The 19897-nt window shown below is 73.3% G+C and carries 24 protein-coding genes; 19 read left to right on the top strand and 5 right to left on the bottom strand.

Annotated features, from left to right (window positions below; translation table 11 throughout):
* The first annotated feature begins 94 nt into the window (after positions 1–94).
* Positions 95–922 carry an ABC transporter permease gene (locus PUR26_RS21745; protein WP_329874111.1) on the top strand — a complete coding sequence of 276 codons (828 nt, stop codon included), beginning with the start codon at positions 95–97 and terminating at the stop codon, positions 920–922.
* A 34-nt stretch (positions 923–956) separates the two neighbouring features.
* Complete coding sequence (locus PUR26_RS21740) at positions 957–1661, top strand: DUF2567 domain-containing protein (RefSeq protein ID WP_329874110.1); 705 nt, start codon at positions 957–959, stop codon at positions 1659–1661.
* A gap of 180 nt (positions 1662–1841) precedes the next feature.
* Here the strand turns inward: PUR26_RS21740 and ybaK are convergent, their stop codons facing one another.
* From ybaK to PUR26_RS21720, 4 genes are all read right to left on the bottom strand, one after another.
* Positions 1842–2381: a Cys-tRNA(Pro) deacylase gene (ybaK, locus tag PUR26_RS21735; protein ID WP_443077131.1), complete on the bottom strand. Its 540-nt coding sequence runs from the start codon at positions 2379–2381 to the stop codon at positions 1842–1844.
* Positions 2382–2396: 15 nt separating this feature from the next.
* A complete protein-coding gene (locus PUR26_RS21730; RefSeq protein WP_329874109.1) occupies positions 2397–3137 on the bottom strand; it encodes an LON peptidase substrate-binding domain-containing protein in 741 nt (246 codons plus the stop codon).
* A gap of 5 nt (positions 3138–3142) precedes the next feature.
* Entirely contained in the window at positions 3143–4171 is a 1029-nt protein-coding gene (locus tag PUR26_RS21725; protein WP_329874108.1) for a hypothetical protein, read from the bottom strand.
* 105 nt (positions 4172–4276) lie between these two features.
* Entirely contained in the window at positions 4277–5887 is a 1611-nt protein-coding gene (locus PUR26_RS21720; RefSeq protein ID WP_329874107.1) for an oxidoreductase, read from the bottom strand.
* A gap of 157 nt (positions 5888–6044) precedes the next feature.
* On the opposite strand from PUR26_RS21720, the gene hisD reads away from it, so the two are divergent.
* The 8 genes from hisD to hisF all read left to right on the top strand — a co-directional run bounded on the left by hisD (position 6045) and on the right by hisF (position 11934).
* Entirely contained in the window at positions 6045–7367 is a 1323-nt protein-coding gene (gene hisD, locus PUR26_RS21715) for a histidinol dehydrogenase (RefSeq protein WP_329874106.1), read from the top strand.
* Positions 7364–8494 carry a histidinol-phosphate transaminase gene (locus PUR26_RS21710; protein WP_329874105.1) on the top strand — a complete coding sequence of 377 codons (1131 nt, stop codon included), beginning with the start codon at positions 7364–7366 and terminating at the stop codon, positions 8492–8494. Before hisD ends, PUR26_RS21710 begins: the two co-directional genes overlap by 4 nt.
* Positions 8491–9084, top strand: a complete 594-nt coding sequence (gene hisB, locus PUR26_RS21705) for an imidazoleglycerol-phosphate dehydratase HisB (RefSeq protein ID WP_058941846.1) — start codon at positions 8491–8493, stop codon at positions 9082–9084. Before PUR26_RS21710 ends, hisB begins: the two co-directional genes overlap by 4 nt.
* A 91-nt stretch (positions 9085–9175) precedes the next feature.
* A complete protein-coding gene (locus PUR26_RS21700; RefSeq protein ID WP_329874104.1) occupies positions 9176–9343 on the top strand; it encodes a hypothetical protein in 168 nt (55 codons plus the stop codon).
* Positions 9334–9981, top strand: a complete 648-nt coding sequence (gene hisH, locus PUR26_RS21695) for an imidazole glycerol phosphate synthase subunit HisH (protein ID WP_329874294.1) — start codon at positions 9334–9336, stop codon at positions 9979–9981. Before PUR26_RS21700 ends, hisH begins: the two co-directional genes overlap by 10 nt.
* Positions 9982–10034: 53 nt before the next feature.
* Complete coding sequence (priA, locus tag PUR26_RS21690) at positions 10035–10769, top strand: bifunctional 1-(5-phosphoribosyl)-5-((5-phosphoribosylamino)methylideneamino)imidazole-4-carboxamide isomerase/phosphoribosylanthranilate isomerase PriA (protein ID WP_329874103.1); 735 nt, start codon at positions 10035–10037, stop codon at positions 10767–10769.
* Complete coding sequence (locus PUR26_RS21685; protein WP_329874102.1) at positions 10766–11182, top strand: RidA family protein; 417 nt, start codon at positions 10766–10768, stop codon at positions 11180–11182. Before priA ends, PUR26_RS21685 begins: the two co-directional genes overlap by 4 nt.
* Positions 11179–11934: an imidazole glycerol phosphate synthase subunit HisF gene (gene hisF, locus PUR26_RS21680; RefSeq protein ID WP_329874101.1), complete on the top strand. Its 756-nt coding sequence runs from the start codon at positions 11179–11181 to the stop codon at positions 11932–11934. The genes PUR26_RS21685 and hisF overlap by 4 nt, the downstream gene beginning before the upstream one ends.
* Before the next feature lie 136 nt (positions 11935–12070).
* Here the strand turns inward: hisF and PUR26_RS21675 are convergent, their stop codons facing one another.
* Positions 12071–12706 carry a TIGR03085 family metal-binding protein gene (locus tag PUR26_RS21675; RefSeq protein ID WP_329874100.1) on the bottom strand — a complete coding sequence of 212 codons (636 nt, stop codon included), beginning with the start codon at positions 12704–12706 and terminating at the stop codon, positions 12071–12073.
* Between the two features lie 84 nt (positions 12707–12790).
* Here PUR26_RS21675 and hisI point away from each other — a divergent pair, with 84 nt between their 5' ends.
* The 9 genes from hisI to trpA all read left to right on the top strand — a co-directional run bounded on the left by hisI (position 12791) and on the right by trpA (position 19851).
* Positions 12791–13153, top strand: coding sequence for a phosphoribosyl-AMP cyclohydrolase (hisI, locus tag PUR26_RS21670; RefSeq protein WP_329874099.1), 363 nt, complete (start codon positions 12791–12793; stop codon positions 13151–13153).
* 11 nt (positions 13154–13164) lie between these two features.
* Complete coding sequence (locus PUR26_RS21665; protein ID WP_329874098.1) at positions 13165–14667, top strand: anthranilate synthase component I; 1503 nt, start codon at positions 13165–13167, stop codon at positions 14665–14667.
* A 14-nt stretch (positions 14668–14681) separates the two neighbouring features.
* Positions 14682–15344 (top strand): TIGR02234 family membrane protein, encoded by a 663-nt coding sequence (locus PUR26_RS21660; protein WP_329874097.1) that lies wholly within the window; start codon positions 14682–14684, stop codon positions 15342–15344.
* 263 nt (positions 15345–15607) lie between these two features.
* A complete protein-coding gene (locus tag PUR26_RS21655) occupies positions 15608–15859 on the top strand; it encodes an HGxxPAAW family protein (RefSeq protein WP_329874096.1) in 252 nt (83 codons plus the stop codon).
* A gap of 92 nt (positions 15860–15951) precedes the next feature.
* Positions 15952–16392: a DUF2752 domain-containing protein gene (locus tag PUR26_RS21650; RefSeq protein ID WP_329874292.1), complete on the top strand. Its 441-nt coding sequence runs from the start codon at positions 15952–15954 to the stop codon at positions 16390–16392.
* Between the two features lie 115 nt (positions 16393–16507).
* Complete coding sequence (trpC, locus tag PUR26_RS21645) at positions 16508–17317, top strand: indole-3-glycerol phosphate synthase TrpC (RefSeq protein WP_329874095.1); 810 nt, start codon at positions 16508–16510, stop codon at positions 17315–17317.
* Between the two features lie 7 nt (positions 17318–17324).
* A complete protein-coding gene (gene trpM / locus PUR26_RS21640) occupies positions 17325–17609 on the top strand; it encodes a tryptophan biosynthesis modulator TrpM (protein WP_443077130.1) in 285 nt (94 codons plus the stop codon).
* A gap of 128 nt (positions 17610–17737) precedes the next feature.
* A complete protein-coding gene (gene trpB / locus PUR26_RS21635) occupies positions 17738–19030 on the top strand; it encodes a tryptophan synthase subunit beta (RefSeq protein ID WP_329874094.1) in 1293 nt (430 codons plus the stop codon).
* Complete coding sequence (gene trpA, locus PUR26_RS21630; protein WP_329874093.1) at positions 19027–19851, top strand: tryptophan synthase subunit alpha; 825 nt, start codon at positions 19027–19029, stop codon at positions 19849–19851. The genes trpB and trpA overlap by 4 nt, the downstream gene beginning before the upstream one ends.
* Positions 19852–19897: the final 46 nt, after the last annotated feature.

Below are 19897 nucleotides of genomic sequence, written 5' to 3'. Positions count from 1 at the left end.
GTGACCGGGTCAGCACGGATGGCAGGGACGGCACGGGTGCCATGGGTGCCCCGGGCGCCCCGGGTGCCATGGGTATGGACAGGAGCGGCGTCAGGTGACCATCGTGCCCGCGGAGGCCCTCTCGTCCGGTGTGGTCCGGACAGCCGTCCACGACGAGGAACCGGGCGCCGCCCCCCTCGCGCCCCGGGCGCGGCTGCTGCCCGCGCTCGCCGCGGTCTACCGCGCCCAGCTCTCCCGGGCCAGGGTCGCCCGTATCCCGTTGCTCTTCGTGGCGACCTTCCAGTCCGTCGGGATCATGGTCCTGATGAGGGGGGTCGTGGACGGCGGGGCCGAGGCGCGGGCCGTCGTCGCCGGGTCGGCGGTCCTGGTCGTCGCGTTCGTCGCGCTGAACCTGCTCGCCCAGTACTTCGGACAGCTCAGGGCCAGCGGCGGGCTCGACCACTACGCCACGCTGCCCGTGCCGCCCGCGGCGGTGGTGCTGGGCGCGGCCGGAGCGTACGCCTCCTTCACGGTGCCGGGCACGGTCGTGACGGCCGTCGTCGGTTCGGTGCTCTTCCAGCTGCCCCTGACCCATCTGTGGATCCTGGCCGCGGTCGTCCCGCTCGCCGGGGCCGCCCTCGCCGGGCTCGGCGCCGCCCTCGGGCTGCTCGCGCCACGCCAGGAACTGGCGACCCTGCTGGGGCAGTTGGGCATGTCGGCGGCTCTGCTGCTGGGCGTACTGCCGGCCGGCCGGCTGCCGGAGCCGATCGGGTGGGCGCGTGATCTGCTGCCGTCCACGTACGGCGTGGAGGCGCTGGCCCGGACCTTCGACGCCCGCCCCGACTGGGCCGCCGTCGGTGTGGACCTCACCGTCTGCGCCGTCGTCGGTGTGGTGTCCCTGGCCGTCGCGACCTGGGCGTACCGGCGGGCGGCGGTCCGGTGAGGCACCCCTCGGCCCCGCCTGGCACGATGGCAGGGTGACCGCACCGCTGACGCCACCTCACCAGCCTCCACCGCACGACGGCGCCGCCGCGCGCCGGCCCTCGTCCTACGCCCCCGCCCCCGACGAGGGCGACGGGCCCGACCTGGCGACCGAGGTGCGGCAGGGTGCCGTGGTACTGCTCCTGGTGTCCCTCGCGGGTGTCGCGCTGGGTCTGCTCTGGCTGTGGCTGGCGCCCCGCATCCCGCTGATCTCGGACAGCAGGGCCGTCTTCCTCAAGGACACCGAAGGCGAGGGCGCGGCCGGTGCGGACGCGACGTTCGCCCTGCTCGCGCTGGGCTTCGGCGCGCTGAGCGCGGCCGCGGTGTTCTGGTTCCACCGGCGCGGCGGCATCGTCCTGGTGGTCGGCCTGGCCGTCGGCGGTCTGCTGGGGTCGGCCCTCGGCTGGGGCGTCGGCACGCTGCTGGGCCCGACCCACGATGTGGCGGCGCACGCCCGGGCGGTCGGCGAGGGCGTCACGTTCGACGCGCCGCTGGAGCTGCACGCCTATGGTGCGCTGCTGGCCTGGCCGGTCGCGGCGATGATCGTCCATCTGGGCCTCACCGCCTTCTTCGGCCCGCGTGATCCCGAACCGGACTGGGACCTGATCCCGTACGCGCCCCCGGCCACCGGGGACACCGGGCCCGCCGTGGACGGCGCGGCTCCCGACGCTCCCCGGCCGCCCGGGGACACCCGTCCCTGACGGGCGCCGGCCGCCCCGGGCCGCCGGCCGGGCGTGATCGCGCGCCGCCGTCACCGCCGGGTGCCGCCCGCCCGCGGGGGGCCCGCGTCGCCTCCCCGGGTCCGGGTGCCAGGCCCCCCGGGGCGCCGCGGCCGGCCCGCTCACCGATCCGGCCTGCTCCGGACGGAAGACCCCGGCTCCTCAGCCGCGGCCGATCGGTGCCAGTACCGCGCTCGTCAGGGCCGTCAGGTCGGCGGGGGACAGCTCGACCTCCAGGCCGCGCCTCCCCGCCGACACGCAGATCGTGGCGTGCCGCGAGGCCGACGCGTCCAGGACCGTACGCAGCCGCTTGCGCTGCCCCAGCGGCGAGATGCCGCCCCGGACGTACCCCGTGGTGCGCTCGGCGGCCGCCGGATCGGCCATCGCGGCGCGCTTGCCGCCCACCGCCGTCGCCAGGGCCTTGAGGTCCAGCTGGCCCGCCACCGGGACCACCGCGACCGTCAGGTCGCCGTCCACCTCCGCGACCAGGGTCTTGAAGACCCGGTCGGGGGAGACCCCGAGGGCCTCGGCCGCCTCCTCGCCGTACGAGGGGGAGGCCGGGTCGTGGTCGTAGGCGTGCAGGGTGAACGGCGTGCCCGCCGCGGTGAGCGCCACCGTCGCGGGAGTGCCTCCCGCCCGCCGTGCGCCGCCCCCGGCCCGCGCCGTCGCGCCCGCTGCCTGCTTCTTCGGCTTCCTGCTCACGTCGGTCCCCTCGCGTCAGTTGGGGCTCGTCGGAGCCCGCGTCAGTTCCACGGCCGGCAGCGACGGCAGATGGCGCAGGACCGCCGTCTCCGAGCGCAGCAGCCGCAGCTCCTCGCGCAGCCGGGTCGCCGTGTCCGGTGCCTGCAGGAGCCGCTGCTTGGCCGGGGTGTCCAGGACCGCGGCGGCGGCCACCAGGTACGACACCACCGACGGGTCGTCCGGCAGCTCGGCCGCCGTCGCCAGCGAGCCCTCCCGGGCGCCGGCCAGCCGCTTCTGATAGGCGCGGAAGGCGCGCAGGACGCCTTCGGCGAGCGCCCCCGCCCCGTCGCCCTGTTCCTCCTCCAGCTCCTCCAGCTCCGCCGTCAGGAACGGGCCGCTCGCGTCGACCGAGAGCAGCTTCACGCGCTTCGTGCCCGTCGACAGCACCTCGAAGCTGCCGTCGGCCCGCTCCCGGACGGTGGCGGCCTCCGCGACGCAGCCCACCCGGTGGAACGCCTGGATCGGGTCGGGCCCGAAGCCCGCGGCGGGCCCCTTCTCGGGCAGCGCGGTCTGGTCGGGCAGCCCGGGCAGGGTCGGTGCCACCTCGCGTCCGTCGCGGATGGCGACGACGGCGAAGCGGCGGGGCTGGGACTCATCGGTCTTCAACAACTCGCGCATCATGGCGCGATAGCGCTCCTCGAAAACGTTCAGGGGCAGCACGAGGCCCGGGAACAGCACCGCGTTCAGCGGAAAGAGTGGCAGGCGAGCGGTGGTCACAGCGGTCAAGCGTAATGGCCACCGGCCCGGCTCCGTCCGGGCCGTCCGCGCAGCGGGATGCCCGCCGCCACCTCCAGTCGTACGCCGTCGCGCGCGTCGAGGAACCGGCCGAGCGGATCGTCGCTCACCATCGACCACGGGAAGGAGGTCGCGTACGGGCCGATCAGCCGGAACTGGTCGAGCGCCGCCTCGTACCGGCCCCGCCCGGCCAGCACGTACGCCAGTACGTTGCGCGTCTCGGCGGTCCACGGGTCGCCGGGTCCGAAACGCCCGGACAGCTCGATGGCCAGGGCCGCCGCCGCGTCGATCCGGTCGTCCTGCACGGAGGTGGTGCCGCCGTCCAGCAACCGTGCGAAGGCGGCACGCAGGGGCAGCGCCCGTATCAGCGAGTCGGGCAGCGCGTCCTCGGCCGCCTGCTCGGCGAAGTCGAAGCACTCGCGGTGCGAGCCGTACCACTGCGCGGACAGGTACTTGAGCGCGGCCACATGGCACCCGTAGTGGTGCGGGGAGCGGCGCACGGCCTGCTCCCACAGCGCTTCGAAGGCGGTGTGCGTGGCGTGGGTGCCCCGGGCGTGGTCCAGCGCCAGGCGCCAGGGCACCGGATCACCGGGGACCGCCTCGGCCGCCGCGCCGATCAGCGGGCCCACCTCGCACAGCCGCTCAGAGCGGGCCGGCGACTCCCACGCCCTGCGGACCGCCAGCTCGGCCTTGAGCAGCAGCGCGTCCGGGTCCCGGGGCGTGCGCGCCAGCCATCGGGTGAGCCATTCGTCGCGGTGGCGCGCGAACGCGGCCAGCCGCCCCACACAGCGGTCCCGGTACTCCCACTCGGCGGCCGCCCGCCCCGCGGCCAGCAGCGCCGCGGCCGGTTCGTGGTCCCCGAGGGCGGCGGCCACCAGCGCCGGACCGAGCCGTTCGTCCGGCGCGTCGAGCAGTACCGCGTGGTCCGGTGGCAGCCCGTCGGCGAGCTGCGGAGTGTGCCGGACCATGCGGGCGGTGCTGATCAGGGCGCGGATCAATGACATGGTGCGGACCATTGAAAACCGCAGGTCGGAGCCGCGCCAGTGGCCTGCTGTGAAGCTTTCGTAGCGGCGGAATGGTTGCACCGCCGAATGTCAAGAGAACGTAAAGAAAGCGCCGGATCAGCTACGCCTGAGGAGGCGTGACGCGCCGGCCGCCACCGTCGTGGCGAGGATCCAGCCCAGCAGGATGAGGGCCGTCGACGCCCACTGCCACCACCCCTCCAGCCGCCAGTACCCGTCCTGCCCGAGGTTGATCACCGGCACCAGCAGATCCAGCGCGTAGAGCGCGGCGCTCCACTCCGGATGCTCGTCCGTCTTGATCGCCGTCGGGTCGCACCGCGAGAAGGCGAGCGTGCCCGCCGCCCACAGCACCGCCATCCACAGGGCGGCCCGGCCCGGCCGGTAGCCGTACGCCACCGTCCAGTCCTGGAGGTACCCCCACAGCTTCGCGGCCAGCGGCAGCGTCTCGCGCCGCCTGCGCTGCTTGGCCAGCAGCACCTCGCGGGCGTCAGCGTCCTCGCCGCTGTTGCGCAGCACCGTCGCCAGGCGTTCGTACGGCTCCGGGGCGAACTCGGGGGTCGCCGCCGCCACCCACTCCAGCCGGCGGGCGAGCGGGAAGTGGCCGTACGGCACCAGGTTCTCGTACACGAAACCGCCCATGGCCAGCCCGCCGGGGCCCGGCCAGCTGGTCGACAGGTCGATCAGCGTGACGACCTTCGCGCCGTTCAGCACCACCCGGCCCTCCTCCGGCCGCTCCCCGTTGAACCGCAGCTCGGGGGTGACGATCCGGCGCAGCGACAGCTCCTCCCTGCTGGCCGCCGACAGCATGAACCGGGCGTGGTGGAAGTCGACCGCGTCGCCGAAACGGCCGTCGTCCAGACGCACCCCGCCGTGGCACTCGAAGGGCTGGAGCCGGGTGCCGCGCATCGGCGTGTTGACGTTGGCGAGACCGAAGGGCGGCGTGGTGGCCGCCGCGTTGCCGGTGGCGTCGCTCACCCAGGCGTACGTCATGTAGAGCGTCCGCTCGACGGTCAGCTGCGGCGCGTTGAGCGCCCGGCGGCCCTCGGCGCCCCTGAGCCGGCTGCCGCGCAGGCTCAGCGAGACCCCGACCTTGGCGCCGCGCAGACTGAACTCGCCGTGCGTCTCTATCAGCTCCGCCTGGAGGTCCTGCGCCACCGACATGCCGTCCGCGACGATCGCCCGGCCGCGCCGGTCCGGCCGCACGTCGATCTGGTTGATCAGCAGGTCGGTGCCGATCTGGGCGTCCGTGAGCCGCACCCCGCGCTCCACCCGGCAGCGCGGCAGATGCAGATCGCCCTCCGTGTGCAGCCGGGCCGCCTCCAGACGGGGTATCGCGCAGCCGACCATGCGCAGGGTCGTGAAACGGGACTCCGGCAGCACCACCTCGTTCTCGAAGCGGCAGCCGTCCAGCTCGACGTACGGGGCGACGGTGCCGCCCGCCAGATCGAGCGTCCCGGTGATCTGCACCCCGCGCAGCTTCAGCGCCGAGACGCGCCCGGCCAGCGCCGGCGGCCCGTCGAGCAGCAGCAGCGCGACCACACGGGCCCGGACAGTGCGCTCCGGCGGCCAGGTGCGCGGCGAGAACGGATCGTCCAGCACCGCGTTGCCCGCCCGCAGGTCGTACGTCGCGCCGATCCGGAACGCCTGCCACATCCCCAGCTCGGCGGGGCTGAGGTCGCCCGGGACATCGTCGTCGTGCGGCTCGGTCAATGCCGCCCCCTCGCTCCCTGTTTCGTACGGCTGTTCTTCCCGCTGAGTGACGGGCTGAACGCTAACGGTCAGGTGTGACAGGCAGACGCCAAGGTGATGTGTATCAGCCAGTGATACGGACGACCGGGCGTGGGAAACCGTCTGCGAGAATTGACCTGTGATCTCACGAATCGATCTGCGCGGCGACGCCCTCCCGGAGGGTGGCGCTCTGCGCGACCTGCTGCCCCGTGCCGAGTTCGACGTGGAAGCCGCCCTGGAGAAGGTGCGGCCCATCTGCGAGGACGTGCACCATCGGGGTGACGCGGCGCTGATCGAGTACGCGGCGAGGTTCGACGGCGTGACCCTGGACCAGGTGCGCGTCCCCGCCGCCGCCCTGACCAGGGCCCTCGACGAGCTGGACCCGGCAGTCCGGGCGGCTCTGGAGGAGTCCGTCCGGCGGGCCAGGATCGTCCACCGCGAGCAGCGCCGTTCGGAGCACACGACGCAGGTCGTGCCCGGCGGAACGGTGACCGAGAAGTGGGTTCCGGTCGAGCGCGTCGGCCTGTATGCGCCGGGCGGCCGCTCCGTCTACCCCTCCTCCGTGATCATGAACGCCGTGCCGGCGCAGGAGGCGGGCGTCGGGTCGATCGCGCTCGCGTCCCCGCCGCAGGCCGACTTCGGCGGCCTTCCGCACCCGACGATCCTGGCCGCGTGCGCCCTGCTGGGCGTGGACGAGGTGTACGCCGCCGGCGGTGCCCAGGCCGTCGCCATGTTCGCGTACGGCACCGAGTCCTGCGCCCCGGCCAACATGGTCACCGGCCCCGGCAACATCTGGGTCGCCGCGGCCAAGCGCTACTTCACCGGCCGCATCGGGATCGACACCGAGGCCGGGCCGACCGAGATCGCGGTGCTCGCCGACGCGACCGCCGACCCGGTGCACGTCGCCGCCGACCTGATCAGCCAGGCCGAGCACGACCCGCTCGCCGCCGCCGTCCTGGTCACCGACTCGTCCGACCTCGCCGAGGCCGTCGAGAAGGAGCTGGCACCGCAGATCGCCGCCACGAAGCACATCGAGGACCGGATCGAGCCCGCGCTGCGCGGCCGGCAGTCCGCGATCGTGCTCGTCGACGGCCTGGAGGAGGGCCTGCGGGTGGTCGACGCCTACGGCGCCGAGCACCTGGAGATCCAGACCGCCGACGCCTCCGCCGTCGCCCGGCGGGTCCGCAACGCGGGCGCGATCTTCGTCGGCCCCTGGTCGCCGGTCTCCCTCGGCGACTACTGCGCCGGCTCCAACCACGTGCTGCCCACCGGCGGCTGCGCCTGTCACTCCTCGGGCCTGTCCGTGCAGTCCTTCCTGCGCGGCATCCACATCGTGGACTACACCCGCGACGCGCTGGCCGAGGTGACCCACCACGTGGTGACCCTCGCCGAGGCGGAGGACCTGCCCGCCCACGGAGCCGCGCTCAAGGCCAGGTTCGGATGGAAGGTGCCGCAGCGGTGACCACGCCCCAGCCCCTCGGCATCGACGACCTCCCCATCCGCGACGAACTGCGCGGCAAGTCCCCCTACGGCGCGCCCCAGCTCGACGTGCCCGTACGCCTCAACACCAACGAGAACCCCTACCCGCTGCCCGAACCGCTGGTCGAGCGGATCACCGAGCGCGTCCGGGAGGCCGCCCGCACGCTCAACCGCTACCCCGACCGGGACGCCGTCGAGCTCCGTACGGAACTGGCCGCCTACCTCACCCGTACCACCGGACACGAGGTCGGGCCCGCCCAGGTGTGGGCCGCCAACGGCTCCAACGAGGTCATCCAGCAGCTGCTGCAGACCTTCGCCGGACCCGGCAGGACCGCCATCGGCTTCGAGCCCTCGTACTCGATGCACGGACTGATCTCGCGCGGCACCGGCACCGGGTGGATCTCCGGCCCCCGCGACGACGGCTTCCGCATCGACGTGGAGGCCGCCACCCGCGCCATCGCCGGGCACCGGCCCGACGTCGTCTTCATCACCACCCCCAACAACCCCACGGGCACCGCCGTCGACGCGGAGACCGTGCTGGCGCTCTACGAGGCGGCCCAGGCGGCCAAGCCGTCCCTGGTGGTGGTGGACGAGGCGTACGTCGAGTTCAGCCACCGCCCCTCGCTGCTCCCGCTGATCGAGGGCCGGCCCCACATGGTCATCTCGCGGACCATGTCCAAGGCGTTCGGCGCGGCCGGTCTGCGCCTGGGCTACCTGGCCGCCCACCCGGCGGTCGTCGACGCGGTCCAGCTGGTACGCCTGCCGTACCACCTGTCCGCCGTCACCCAGGCCACCGCGCTCGCGGCGCTGGAGCACACGGATACGCTGCTGGGGTACGTCGAACAGCTGAAGACCGAACGTGACCGACTGGTCGCCGAGCTGCGCGCCATCGGTTACGAGGTCACCGAGTCCGACGCCAACTTCGTCCAGTTCGGACGGTTCACCGGCGAGGGCGGTGCCCACGCCGTGTGGCGGAAGATCCTCGACAGGGGCGTCCTGGTCCGTGACAACGGCGTACCGGGCTGGCTGCGGGTGACCGCCGGCACGCCCGAAGAGAACGACGCGTTCCTCGATGCGGTTCGCGCACTGAAGAAGGAGCAGAGCTCATGAGCCGCGTAGGACGGGTCGAGCGCACCACCAAGGAGACGTCCGTCGTCGTCGAGATAGACCTCGACGGCACCGGCAAGGTCGATGTCGCGACCGGGGTCGGCTTCTACGACCACATGCTGGACCAGCTCGGCCGCCACGGCCTCTTCGACCTCACGGTCAAGACCGACGGCGACCTGCACATCGACTCGCACCACACCATCGAGGACACCGCCCTCGCGCTCGGCGCCGCCTTCAAGCAGGCCCTCGGCGACAAGGTGGGGATCTACCGGTTCGGCAACTGCACGGTGCCGCTGGACGAGTCCCTCGCCCAGGTCACCGTCGACCTCTCCGGCCGCCCCTACCTGGTGCACACCGAGCCGGAGAACATGGCGCCGATGATCGGCTCCTACGACACGACGATGACCCGGCACATCCTGGAGTCGTTCGTCGCGCAGGCCCAGATCGCGCTGCACGTCCACGTCCCGTACGGCCGTAACGCCCACCACATCGTGGAGTGCCAGTTCAAGGCCCTCGCCCGCGCCCTGCGCTACGCCTCCGAGCGCGACCCGCGCGCCGCGGGAATCCTTCCCTCCACGAAGGGCGCGCTGTGAGGGACACCCGTGCCGCCGCCGGGCCGCGACCGGCCGTCATGACGGCGCCGCTGCTCCGCGCGGACGGCGAAGCGAACGAAGGTGCCGCACGGTGACCGGCCTTTCGACCATCCTGATCGTCGTCGGCCTGTTCCTGGCCGGCGGCGTGTACTCCTTCTCCAAGCAGCAGTTGCCCAAGGGCGTGATCGTCCTGATGGCCGTCGCATCGCTGATGTGCCTGGTCGCCGGGGTACTGCGGATCCAGGGAATCTGGGAATGAGCGCAGCGAAGAAAGTCGTCGTCCTCGACTACGGGTTCGGCAACGTCCGCTCGGCCGAGCGGGCGCTGGCCCACGTCGGCGCGGACGTCGAGATCACCCGCGACTTCGACAAGGCCATGAACGCCGACGGGCTGCTGGTCCCCGGCGTCGGCGCCTTCGCCGCCTGCATGACGGGCCTGAAGCAGGCCCGCGGCGACTGGCTCGTGGGCCGCCGGCTGTCCGGCGGACGCCCTGTCATGGGCATCTGCGTCGGTATGCAGGTCCTCTTCGAGCGCGGCATCGAGCACGGCGTGGAGACCGAGGGCCTGGACGAGTGGCCCGGCACGGTCGGTCCGCTGAAGGCCCCCGTCGTGCCCCACATGGGGTGGAACACCGTCGAGGCGCCCGAGGGCAGCGAGCTGTTCGCCGGTCTCGACGCCGACGCCCGGTTCTATTTCGTCCACTCCTACGCGGTGCACGACTGGAGTCTCGAAGTCACCAACCCCGCCATGCGAGCCCCCAAGGTCACCTGGTCCACCCACGGCGAGCGGTTCGTCGCCGCCGTCGAGAACGGCGCGCTGTGGGCGACCCAGTTCCACCCGGAGAAGTCCGGCGACGCCGGCGCCCAGCTGCTGACCAACTGGCTCAACACGTTCTGACCCGTACCCGCACCTGCACCTTCAGACTTCTAGAGGACCTGGGACCCGCTGAGATGAGCAAGCTCGAACTTCTCCCCGCCGTCGACGTCAGGGACGGCCAAGCCGTCCGTCTCGTCCATGGCGAGTCCGGTACGGAGACGTCGTACGGCTCCCCGCTGGAGGCGGCATCGGCCTGGCAGCGCGCGGGCGCCGAGTGGCTCCATCTCGTCGACCTCGACGCGGCGTTCGGCACCGGGGACAACCGGGAGCTGATCGCCGAGGTCGCCGGGACCATGGCGGACCTGAACCTCAAGGTGGAGCTCTCCGGAGGCATCCGCGACGACGCGTCGCTCGCGGCGGCGCTCGCCACCGGCTGCACGCGCGTCAACCTGGGCACGGCGGCCCTGGAGACCCCCGACTGGGTCGCCAAGGTCATCGCCGAGCACGGCGACCGCATCGCGGTCGGCCTGGACGTGCGCGGAACCACCCTGCGCGGCCGGGGCTGGACCCGCGACGGCGGCGACCTGTACGAGACGCTCGCCCGTCTCGACTCCGAGGGCTGCACCCGCTACGTCGTCACGGACATCGCCAAGGACGGCACGCTCCAGGGCCCCAACCTGGAGCTGCTGCGCAACGTCTGCGCGGCGACCGACAAGCCGGTCGTCGCCTCCGGCGGCGTCTCGTCGCTGGACGACCTGCGGGCGCTTGCCTCGCTGGTCCCCGAGGGCGTCGAGGGCGCCATCGTCGGCAAGGCGCTGTACGCCAAGGCGTTCACGCTGGAGGAAGCGCTCGCGGCGGTCGCCGGATGACCGGCGTCGTGCGCCGGGTGGCGACAGGCGCCCCCTGGGAGGAGCAGTTCGGCTACTCCCGCGCCGTGGAGCTCCCCGGCGGACTCGTCCTGGTGTCCGGCTGCACCTCGGTCGTCGACGGCCAGATCGCCGACGGCGGCCCCTACGACCAGGCGATCAACTCCTTCCACGTGGCGTTCGCCGCGCTGGAGCAGCTGGGACTGGGCGCCGGGGACGTGGTCCGTACCCGGATGTACATCACCCACGCCCGCGACGTGGAGGAGGTCGGCCGCGCCCACAAGGAGCTGTTCGACGCCGTCCGTCCCGCCGCGTCGATGATCATCGTCTCGGGCTTCGTCGACCCCCGTCTGGTCGTCGAGGTCGAGGTCGAGGCCTACCGGGCGACCGGCGAGAACGGAGGCACCGCGTCATGACCCTCGCGGTACGAGTCATCCCCTGCCTGGACGTGGACAACGGCCGCGTCGTCAAGGGCGTCAACTTCCAGAACCTGCGGGACGCCGGCGACCCCGTCGAGATGGCCAGGCTGTACGACGCCGAGAGTGCGGACGAGCTGACGTTCCTCGACATCACCGCCTCGTCCGGCGACCGGGAGACCACCTACGACGTGGTCCGCCGCACCGCCGAGCAGGTCTTCATCCCGCTCACGGTCGGCGGCGGGGTCCGCAGCGCCGACGACGTGGACAAGCTGCTGCGCGCCGGCGCCGACAAGGTCGGCGTCAACACCGCGGCGATCGCCCGCCCGGAGCTCATCCGGGAGATCGCCGAGCGCTTCGGCCGCCAGGTCCTGGTGCTCTCGGTCGACGCCCGGCGCACCCTTGGGGGAACCTTCGAGGTGACCACGCACGGCGGCCGCCGGGGTACCGGCATCGACGCCGTCGAGTGGGCGCACCGCGCGGCGGAGCTGGGCGCGGGCGAGATCCTGCTCAACTCCATGGACGCGGACGGCACCAAGGACGGCTACGACACCGAGATGATCGCGGCGGTGCGCGAGCACGTCACGGTGCCGGTGATCGCCTCGGGCGGCGCGGGCGCGCTCGCGCACTTCCCGCCCGCGATCGACGCGGGCGCGGACGCGGTGCTCGCCGCGTCGGTCTTCCACTTCGGCGACCTGCGGATCTCCGAGGTGAAGGGCGCCCTGCGCGAGGCCGGGCACCCGGTCCGCTGACCCGACGGCCGGCCCGGCCGGCTCACGGATCCGACGGACCCGTGAGCCGGCCGGCCGGCCGCCCTGCCCACCGGGGGCAGGCCGCGAGGGGCTCGCGCCGTCGGCGGCCGGGCCGGCGCGATCAGGCGTCCGCCGGTCAGAACCCCAGCTGCTTCGTCTCGCGCAGCCGGTCCACCGCGTCCTTCTCGCCCTCGATCTCCACGTCCGCCGAGGACTGCCGCCCGAAGGCGAACATCGTCAGCTCACCCGGCTCCCCGGTCACCGTCACCACCGGGGTGCCCCGCCGCGCGACCGCCGTCTGACCGTTGGGGCGGCGCAGCACCAGGCCCACCGGCGCCTTGCGGCCGAGCATCCGCGCCGCCTTCTCCAGCCGTGCCCACAGGGCGTCGGAGAAGACCGGATCCAGGATCCGCGGCGACCAGTCCGGCTGCGCCCGGCGCACGTCCTCACCGTGCACATAGAACTCGACCGTGTTGGCGCCCTCCTCGACCTGCTTGATCGCGTACGGGGACAGCCTCGGCGGCCCGGTACGGATCAGCTGGATCAGCTCCTCGTACGGCTTCGCGGCGAACTCGGCCTGCACCCGCTCCAGGCGGCTGCGCAGGGCTCCCAGCAGCAACCCGCCGGCCGCGTCCGCGCGGCGCTCGCGCACCACCACATGGGCCGCGAGATCGCGGGTCTTCCAGCCGTCGCACAGGGTCAGGGCCTCCGGCCCCGCCGCCTCCAACAGGTCCGCGAGCAGAAGGCGTTCACGCTTCGCATGGGTCGACATGTCCGCAAGGGTACGGCCGGGGGCAGGGGTCCGCCCAGTGGACGCACCACGGAGCAGGGCCGGCGTCCACGGCACAATGGCGTCATGACCAGCAACCTTGACCCGGCCATCGCCGCCCGTCTCAAGCGCAGCCCCGACGGGCTGGTCCCGGCCATCGCCCAGCAGTACGACACCGGTGAGGTGCTCATGCTCGGGTGGATGGACGACGAGGCCCTGCACCGCACCCTCACCACCGGCCGCTGCACCTACTGGTCCCGCAGCCGCCGGGAGTACTGGGTCAAGGGCGACACCTCCGGCCATGTCCAGCACGTGCGGTCCGTCGCCCTGGACTGCGACGCCGACACCGTGCTCGTCAAGGTCGACCAGGTGGGCGCGGCCTGCCACACCGGTGCGCGGACCTGCTTCGACGCCGATGTGCTGCCGCTCGACGCCCCGCTCGGAAAGTAAGGTCTGGCGCCATGGATCTCGAGACCTTCCGCAAGCTGGCGGCCGACCGCCGCGTCATCCCCGTCAGCCGCCGACTGCTCGCGGACGGCGACACCCCGGTCGGCCTCTACCGCAAACTCGCCGCCGAGCGCCCCGGCACCTTCCTGCTGGAGTCCGCCGAGAACGGCCGCACGGCCCAGTTGTGGTCCCGCTACTCGTTCATCGGGGTCCGCAGCGCCGCCACCCTCACCACGCGCGACGGGCAGGCCCACTGGTTCGGCACCCCGCCCGTCGGCGTGCCCGTCGACGGCGACCCGCTGGACGCGCTGCGCGCCACCGTCGAGACCCTGCACACCCCCCGCGACCTGACCGCCCACGAGGGACTGCCGCCCTTCACCGGGGGCATGGTCGGCTACCTCGGCTACGACATCGTGCGCCGCCTGGAGAAGATCGGCGAGCACGGCGGCGACGATCTGCGGCTGCCCGAGCTGACCATGCTGCTCACCTCGGACCTCGCCGTCCTCGACCACTGGGACGGGACCGTCCTGCTGATCGCCAACGCGATCAACCACAACGACCTCGACAGCGGTGTCGACGAGGCGTACGCGGACGCCGTCGGCCGGCTCGACGCCATGGCCGCGGACCTCGCCAAGCCCCTGGAGTCGGCGCCCGCCGCGCTCCCGCCGTCCGAACTGCCCCCCTACACGGCGCTGTGGGGCGGCCCCGCCTACCAGGACGCCGTCGAGGACATCAAGGAGCGCATCAGGGCGGGCGAGGCGTTCCAGGTCGTGCCCTCCCAGCGGTTCGAGACCCCGTGCGACGCCAGCGCCCTGGACGTCTACCGGGTGCTTCGGGCCACCAACCCGTCCCCGTACATGTACCTCTTCCGCTTCGACGGCTTCGACGTCGTGGGCTCCAGCCCCGAGGCGCTGGTCAAGGTCGAGGACGGCCGCGCGATGGTGCACCCCATCGCGGGCACCCGTCCGCGCGGGGCCACGCCGCAGGAGGACCAGGCGCTCGCCGACGAGCTCATCGCCGACCCCAAGGAGCGTGCCGAGCACCTGATGCTCGTGGACCTCGGCCGCAACGACCTGGGCCGGGTCTGCGAACCGGGCTCGGTCGAGGTCGTCGACTTCATGTCGATCGAGCGGTACTCGCACGTGATGCACATCGTGTCGACCGTCACCGGCCGTGTCGCCGAAGGCCGTACCGCCTTCGACGTCCTTACCGCCTGTTTCCCGGCCGGCACCCTGTCCGGCGCCCCCAAGCCGCGCGCCATGCAGATCATCGAGGAACTGGAACCCAGCCGGCGCGGGCTGTACGGCGGTTGTGTCGGCTACCTCGACTTCGCCGGCGACTCGGACACCGCCATCGCCATCCGCACCGCGCTGCTCCGCGACGGCACGGCATACGTGCAGGCCGGAGCGGGTGTCGTGGCCGACTCCGACCCGGTCGCCGAGGACACCGAGTGCCGCAACAAGGCGGCCGCCGTGCTCCGCGCCGTGCACACCGCCAACCGGATGAACGGAGTATGACGGCATAAGGGATAGTGGGGTACGTGACTGCCGCATCCGTACCCCAGCCCCGTGCCGCCCGGGCGGCCGGCGCGGCCGGCGCCTCCGGTGGCCGCCGCAGCCTCGCCGCGGCCCTGTTCCTCGGCGCCGTCGGAGCCGCCGTCGTACTGCTCTCCTCGGGCCAGATCTGGGCCGACGGCACGGTCGCCGTCGGCGGCGGGACCGTCTCGCTCGAAGTGACCGGGGGCGACGTCACCGGCGTACCGACCGCCCTCGCCGTGGTCGGTCTGGCGGCGCTCGTCGCCGTCTTCGCGGTCCGCAGGGCGGGCCGGCTGCTCGTCTCGCTGCTCCTCGCCCTGAGCGGAGCCGGCGCGGCGGCCGCCGCGTACCTGGGCGCCTCGGACAGCGCGGCGCTCGACGAGAAGGCCGCGGGCACCACCGGCGACGCGGCGGCCCGCATTGAGGCCCTCGGCCACACCCCCTGGCCCTACGTCACCGTCGCGGGCGCCCTGCTGATCCTGCTCGCCGGGCTGCTGGCCCTGCGCTACGGCGGCGCCTGGCCGTCGATGTCGGGCCGCTACGAGCGCGAGGGCTCCCCGCGCACCGCCCGGAAGCGCGGCCCGGCCACCGACCCGGACCGGCCCGAGGAGCTGTGGAAGGCCCTGGACCGCGGCGAGGACCCCACGCGCGACGCCTGACGCCCGGGCCCGGCCGGCCCGCGTCCCTCCCGGCCGCCCCCGGCGTCCCCCGCGCCGCCCTCCGCCCCGCGTCCGGGCCCCGGCCCGGCGTCCCCGGCCGGCCCCGGCTCCGGCCGTGGCGGGGCCCCGGGGGACCACCCGGCGGCACCGACGCGCGAGGCACACCCCCGGATCACCCCGCACGCGCGCGTGCGGGACAATGTCGATGAGCGTCCGCACTCGGCGGGGCCTCACCACAGAGCAACAGCAACGAGGAGCAACTCATGGCGGGCAGCGCCCACGGACACACCCCGGCCGCCTGGACCGGTGTCACCATCTCCTTCATCGGCTTCTGCGTCGCCGGTGTCTTCATGGTGGCGGCCAACCCGCTCGGCTTCTGGGCCGGAGTCGCCGTCATCCTGCTCGGCGGTGTCGTCGGCCTCGCGATGAAGGCCGCCGGACTCGGCATGCCGAAGGAGTCGGAGGAGTACATCCAGGCCCTCGCCAAGGCCTCCGGGGCACAGGCCTCCTCCTGACCACTCGGCGCACACGCCGACACGAGGCGCGGTCCGGCACGAGCCGGGCTGCGCCTTCGCCCTTCACCGGCGACAATCCCCGGGTGGACGCCATGCCTCCCCCTCCCGCCCGCGCCTTCGACGCGCCCCCGCCGCCTCCGCTCGCCCGGCGGCTCGCCGCTCCCCTGGGCACCCTCGCGGGCGTCGTGGCGGCCTTCGCGTACGTCGGCACCGTCGATCCCAACGAGCCCGGGCACTACCCCGTCTGCCCCCTGCTCCGCTTCACGGGCATCCTCTGCCCCGGCTGCGGCGGCCTGCGCAGCGCGTACGCCGTCGTCCACGGCGACCTCGCCACAGCCCTCGGCGCCAACGCGGCCGCCGTCGTCGGCTACGGCGTCTTCGCCGTGGTGATGGTCCTCTGGCTGGCGCACGCCGCCCGCGCCCGCCCCCTGCGGATCACCCTCGGTCCTGTCTGGTGGTGGGCGTCGGGTGCGCTGCTCGCCGTCTTCGCGGTCGTCCGAAACCTGCCGTTCGGAGCGGCTCTCGCGCCGTAAAGCCGCAGGTCCCGGCGGTGTCGTCAACCGGATGCGGACACTCGGCCAACCTCCGGATACCATCGAGATGACTGATCCTGATCCGACACCAGCCTTCTGGAAGGGGGCCTCTCGCGTGAGTGTGCTCGACGAGATCATCGAAGGCGTTCGCGCCGACCTCGCAGAGCGGCAGGCGCGGGTCTCCCTTGACGAGCTCAAGGAGCGGGCCGCCAAGGCGCCGCAGGCCAAGGACGGCGCGGCCGCACTGCGCGGCGACGGCGTCAAGGTCATCTGCGAGGTGAAGCGCTCCAGCCCCTCCAAGGGCGCGCTGGCCGCGATCGCCGACCCCGCCGGGCTCGCAGCGGACTACGAGGCGGGCGGCGCGTCCGTCATCTCCGTACTGACCGAACAGCGGCGCTTCGGCGGCTCCCTCGCCGACCTGGAGGCCGTCCGCGCCAAGGTCGACATCCCGGTGCTGCGCAAGGACTTCATCGTCACCGCCTACCAGTTGTGGGAGGCCCGGGCCTACGGCGCCGACCTCGCCCTGCTGATCGTCGCCGCCCTGGAGCAGCCCGCCCTCGTCTCGCTGATCGAGCGGGCCGAGTCGATCGGTCTCACCCCCCTGGTCGAGGTCCACGACGAGGACGAGGCCGAGCGGGCCGTCGACGCGGGCGCCCGGGTCATCGGTGTCAACGCGCGCAACCTGAAGACCCTCAAGGTGGACCGCTCCACCTTCGAGCGGGTCGTTCCCGAGATCCCCGCCGGGATCGTGAAGGTCGCCGAGTCCGGCATCCGGGGTCCGCACGACCTGATCGCCTACGCCAACGCGGGCGCCGACGCCGTACTCGTCGGAGAGTCCCTCGTCACCGGCCGCGACCCCAAGTCCGCCGTGGCCGACCTGGTCGCCGCGGGCGCCCACCCGGCCCTGCGCCACGGACGGGACTGACCCCGCCATGACCGCCGCCACGCGCCCCGCCACCCGGCCGCACCGGACGCCCACGCGTCCGGCGCGGGCGGGCGCGGTCGCGCGCGTGTACGCGGCGGCCGGCCCCCTGGACTCCCAGGTGCCCTGCGACGCCTACGCGCGGCTCGCCCGCGGCTGCCGTCCGCGCGGCTGCCGGGCCCCCGCGCGCCGGGTGCACGGGCGCCGCGTCCGCTATGTCATCGGCGACGAGCCGGGCCAGGTCAACGGCATGCGATGGCGCGCGCGCACCGCGCGCCACCACCACTCCGGCTAGCCCCGCCCGCACCGGTCCCCTCCGGGACCGGCGGATGCGCGGCGGGCGGTCGCGGTGGCGTCGGCGCACACCGCCGTCAACCTCCAGCCGAGACATCCGGGGGCGCCGCCCCCGTGAGGAGCTGTCGCATGCCCAGCGAGTTCTTCGTTCCCGATCCCCAGGGGCACGTCCCCAGCGCCGAGGGGTACTTCGGTGCCTACGGCGGCAAGTTCATCCCCGAGGCGCTCGTCGCCGCGGTCGACGAAGTGGCCGACGAGTACGAGAAGGCGAAGGCCGATCCCGCCTTCGCCGCCCAGTTCGACGACCTGATGGTCCACTACACGGGCCGCCCCAGCGCGCTCACCGAAGTGCCCCGGTTCGCCGAGCACGCCGGCGGCGCCCGGATCTTCCTCAAGCGCGAGGACCTGAACCACACCGGTTCCCACAAGATCAACAACGTGCTGGGGCAGGCCCTGCTCACCAAGCGCATGGGCAAGACCCGCGTCATCGCCGAGACCGGGGCAGGCCAGCACGGCGTCGCCACCGCCACCGCCTGCGCGCTCCTCGGCCTCGAATGCACCGTCTACATGGGCGAGCTCGACACCCGGCGCCAGGCGCTCAACGTCGCCCGGATGCGGATGCTCGGCGCCGAGGTCATCCCCGTCAAGTCCGGCAGCCGCACCCTGAAGGACGCCATCAACGAGGCGTTCCGCGACTGGGTCGCCAACGTGGACCGCACGCACTACCTCTTCGGCACCGTCGCCGGACCGCACCCCTTCCCCGCGATGGTCCGTGACTTCCACCGCGTCATCGGCGTGGAGGCCCGCCGGCAGATCCTCCAGCAGGCCGGCCGGCTGCCCGACGCCGCCGTCGCCTGTGTCGGCGGCGGCTCCAACGCCATCGGCCTCTTCCACGCGTTCATCCCTGACGAGGGCGTGCGCCTCGTGGGCTGCGAGCCCGCCGGACACGGAGTCGAGACCGGCGAGCACGCCGCCACGCTCACCGCGGGCGAGCCCGGCGTCCTGCACGGATCCCGGTCGTACGTCCTCCAGGACGACGAGGGCCAGATCACCGAGCCGTACTCGATCTCGGCCGGACTGGACTACCCGGGCATCGGCCCCGAACACTCCTACCTCAAGGACCTCGGACGCGCCGAGTACCGGGCGGTGACCGACGACGCGGCGATGCAGGCCCTGCTGCTGCTGTCCCGCACGGAGGGCATCATCCCGGCCATCGAGTCCGCACACGCCCTGGCCGGCGCCCTGGACCTCGGACGGGAGCTCGGCAAGGACGGGCTGATCCTGGTCAACCTGTCCGGCCGCGGCGACAAGGACATGGACACCGCCGCCCGTTACTTCGGCCTGTACGACACCGACGCCCCCGTGGAGGCCGACGCCTCCGCCGAGAACGGCGCCGCCGAGATCCAGAGGGACACCAAGTGAGCGGGAACATTCAGCTGCTGAGCGACACCCTCGACCGCGCCAGGTCCGAGGAGCGGGCCGCGCTCATCGCCTACCTCCCGGCCGGCTTCCCGACCGTCGACGGCGGGATCGAGGCGATCAAGGCCGTCTTCGACGGCGGCGCCGACATCGTCGAGGTCGGGCTTCCCCACAGCGACCCGGTCCTGGACGGCCCCGTCATCCAGACCGCCGACGACATCGCGCTGCGCGGCGGCGTCAGGATCGCGGACGTGCTGCGCACGGTCCGCGAGGCGCACCGGGCCACCGGCAAGCCGGTGCTGGTGATGACGTACTGGAACCCCATCGACCGGTACGGCGTCGAGCGCTTCACCACCGAGCTGGCCGAGGCCGGCGGGGCCGGCTGCATCCTGCCCGACCTGCCGGTCCAGGAGTCCGGTGCCTGGCGCGAGCACGCCGAGAAGCACGGCCTCGCCACCGTCTTCGTCGTCGCGCCGAGCAGCAGGGACGAGCGGCTGGCGACCATCACCCGCGCCGGAACGGGCTTCGTCTACGCCGCGTCGCTGATGGGGGTCACCGGTACCCGCGAGTCGGTCGGCGCGCAGGCCGCCGACCTGGTCCGGCGCACGCGCGCGACCTCCGGGCTGCCCGTCTGTGTCGGTCTCGGCGTCTCCAACGCCGAGCAGGCAGCGGAGGTGGCCGGCTTCGCCGACGGCGTCATCGTCGGTTCCGCGTTCGTCAAGCGGATGCTGGACGCCGAGGACCACGAGGCGGGACTCGCCGCCGTACGGGAACTGGCGGGCGAACTGGCCCGGGGAGTGCGGAGCTCAAAGCGTGCCTCGTAGCTCATAAGGGTGGATCTGGACCGGGGAGGCGCGCGGGCGCCTCCCC

Source organism: Streptomyces sp. SP18CS02 (genome assembly GCF_036322365.1).
Taxonomy (GTDB): Bacteria; Actinomycetota; Actinomycetes; order Streptomycetales; family Streptomycetaceae; genus Streptomyces.
This window is presented reverse-complemented; position numbering and strand designations above follow the sequence as displayed.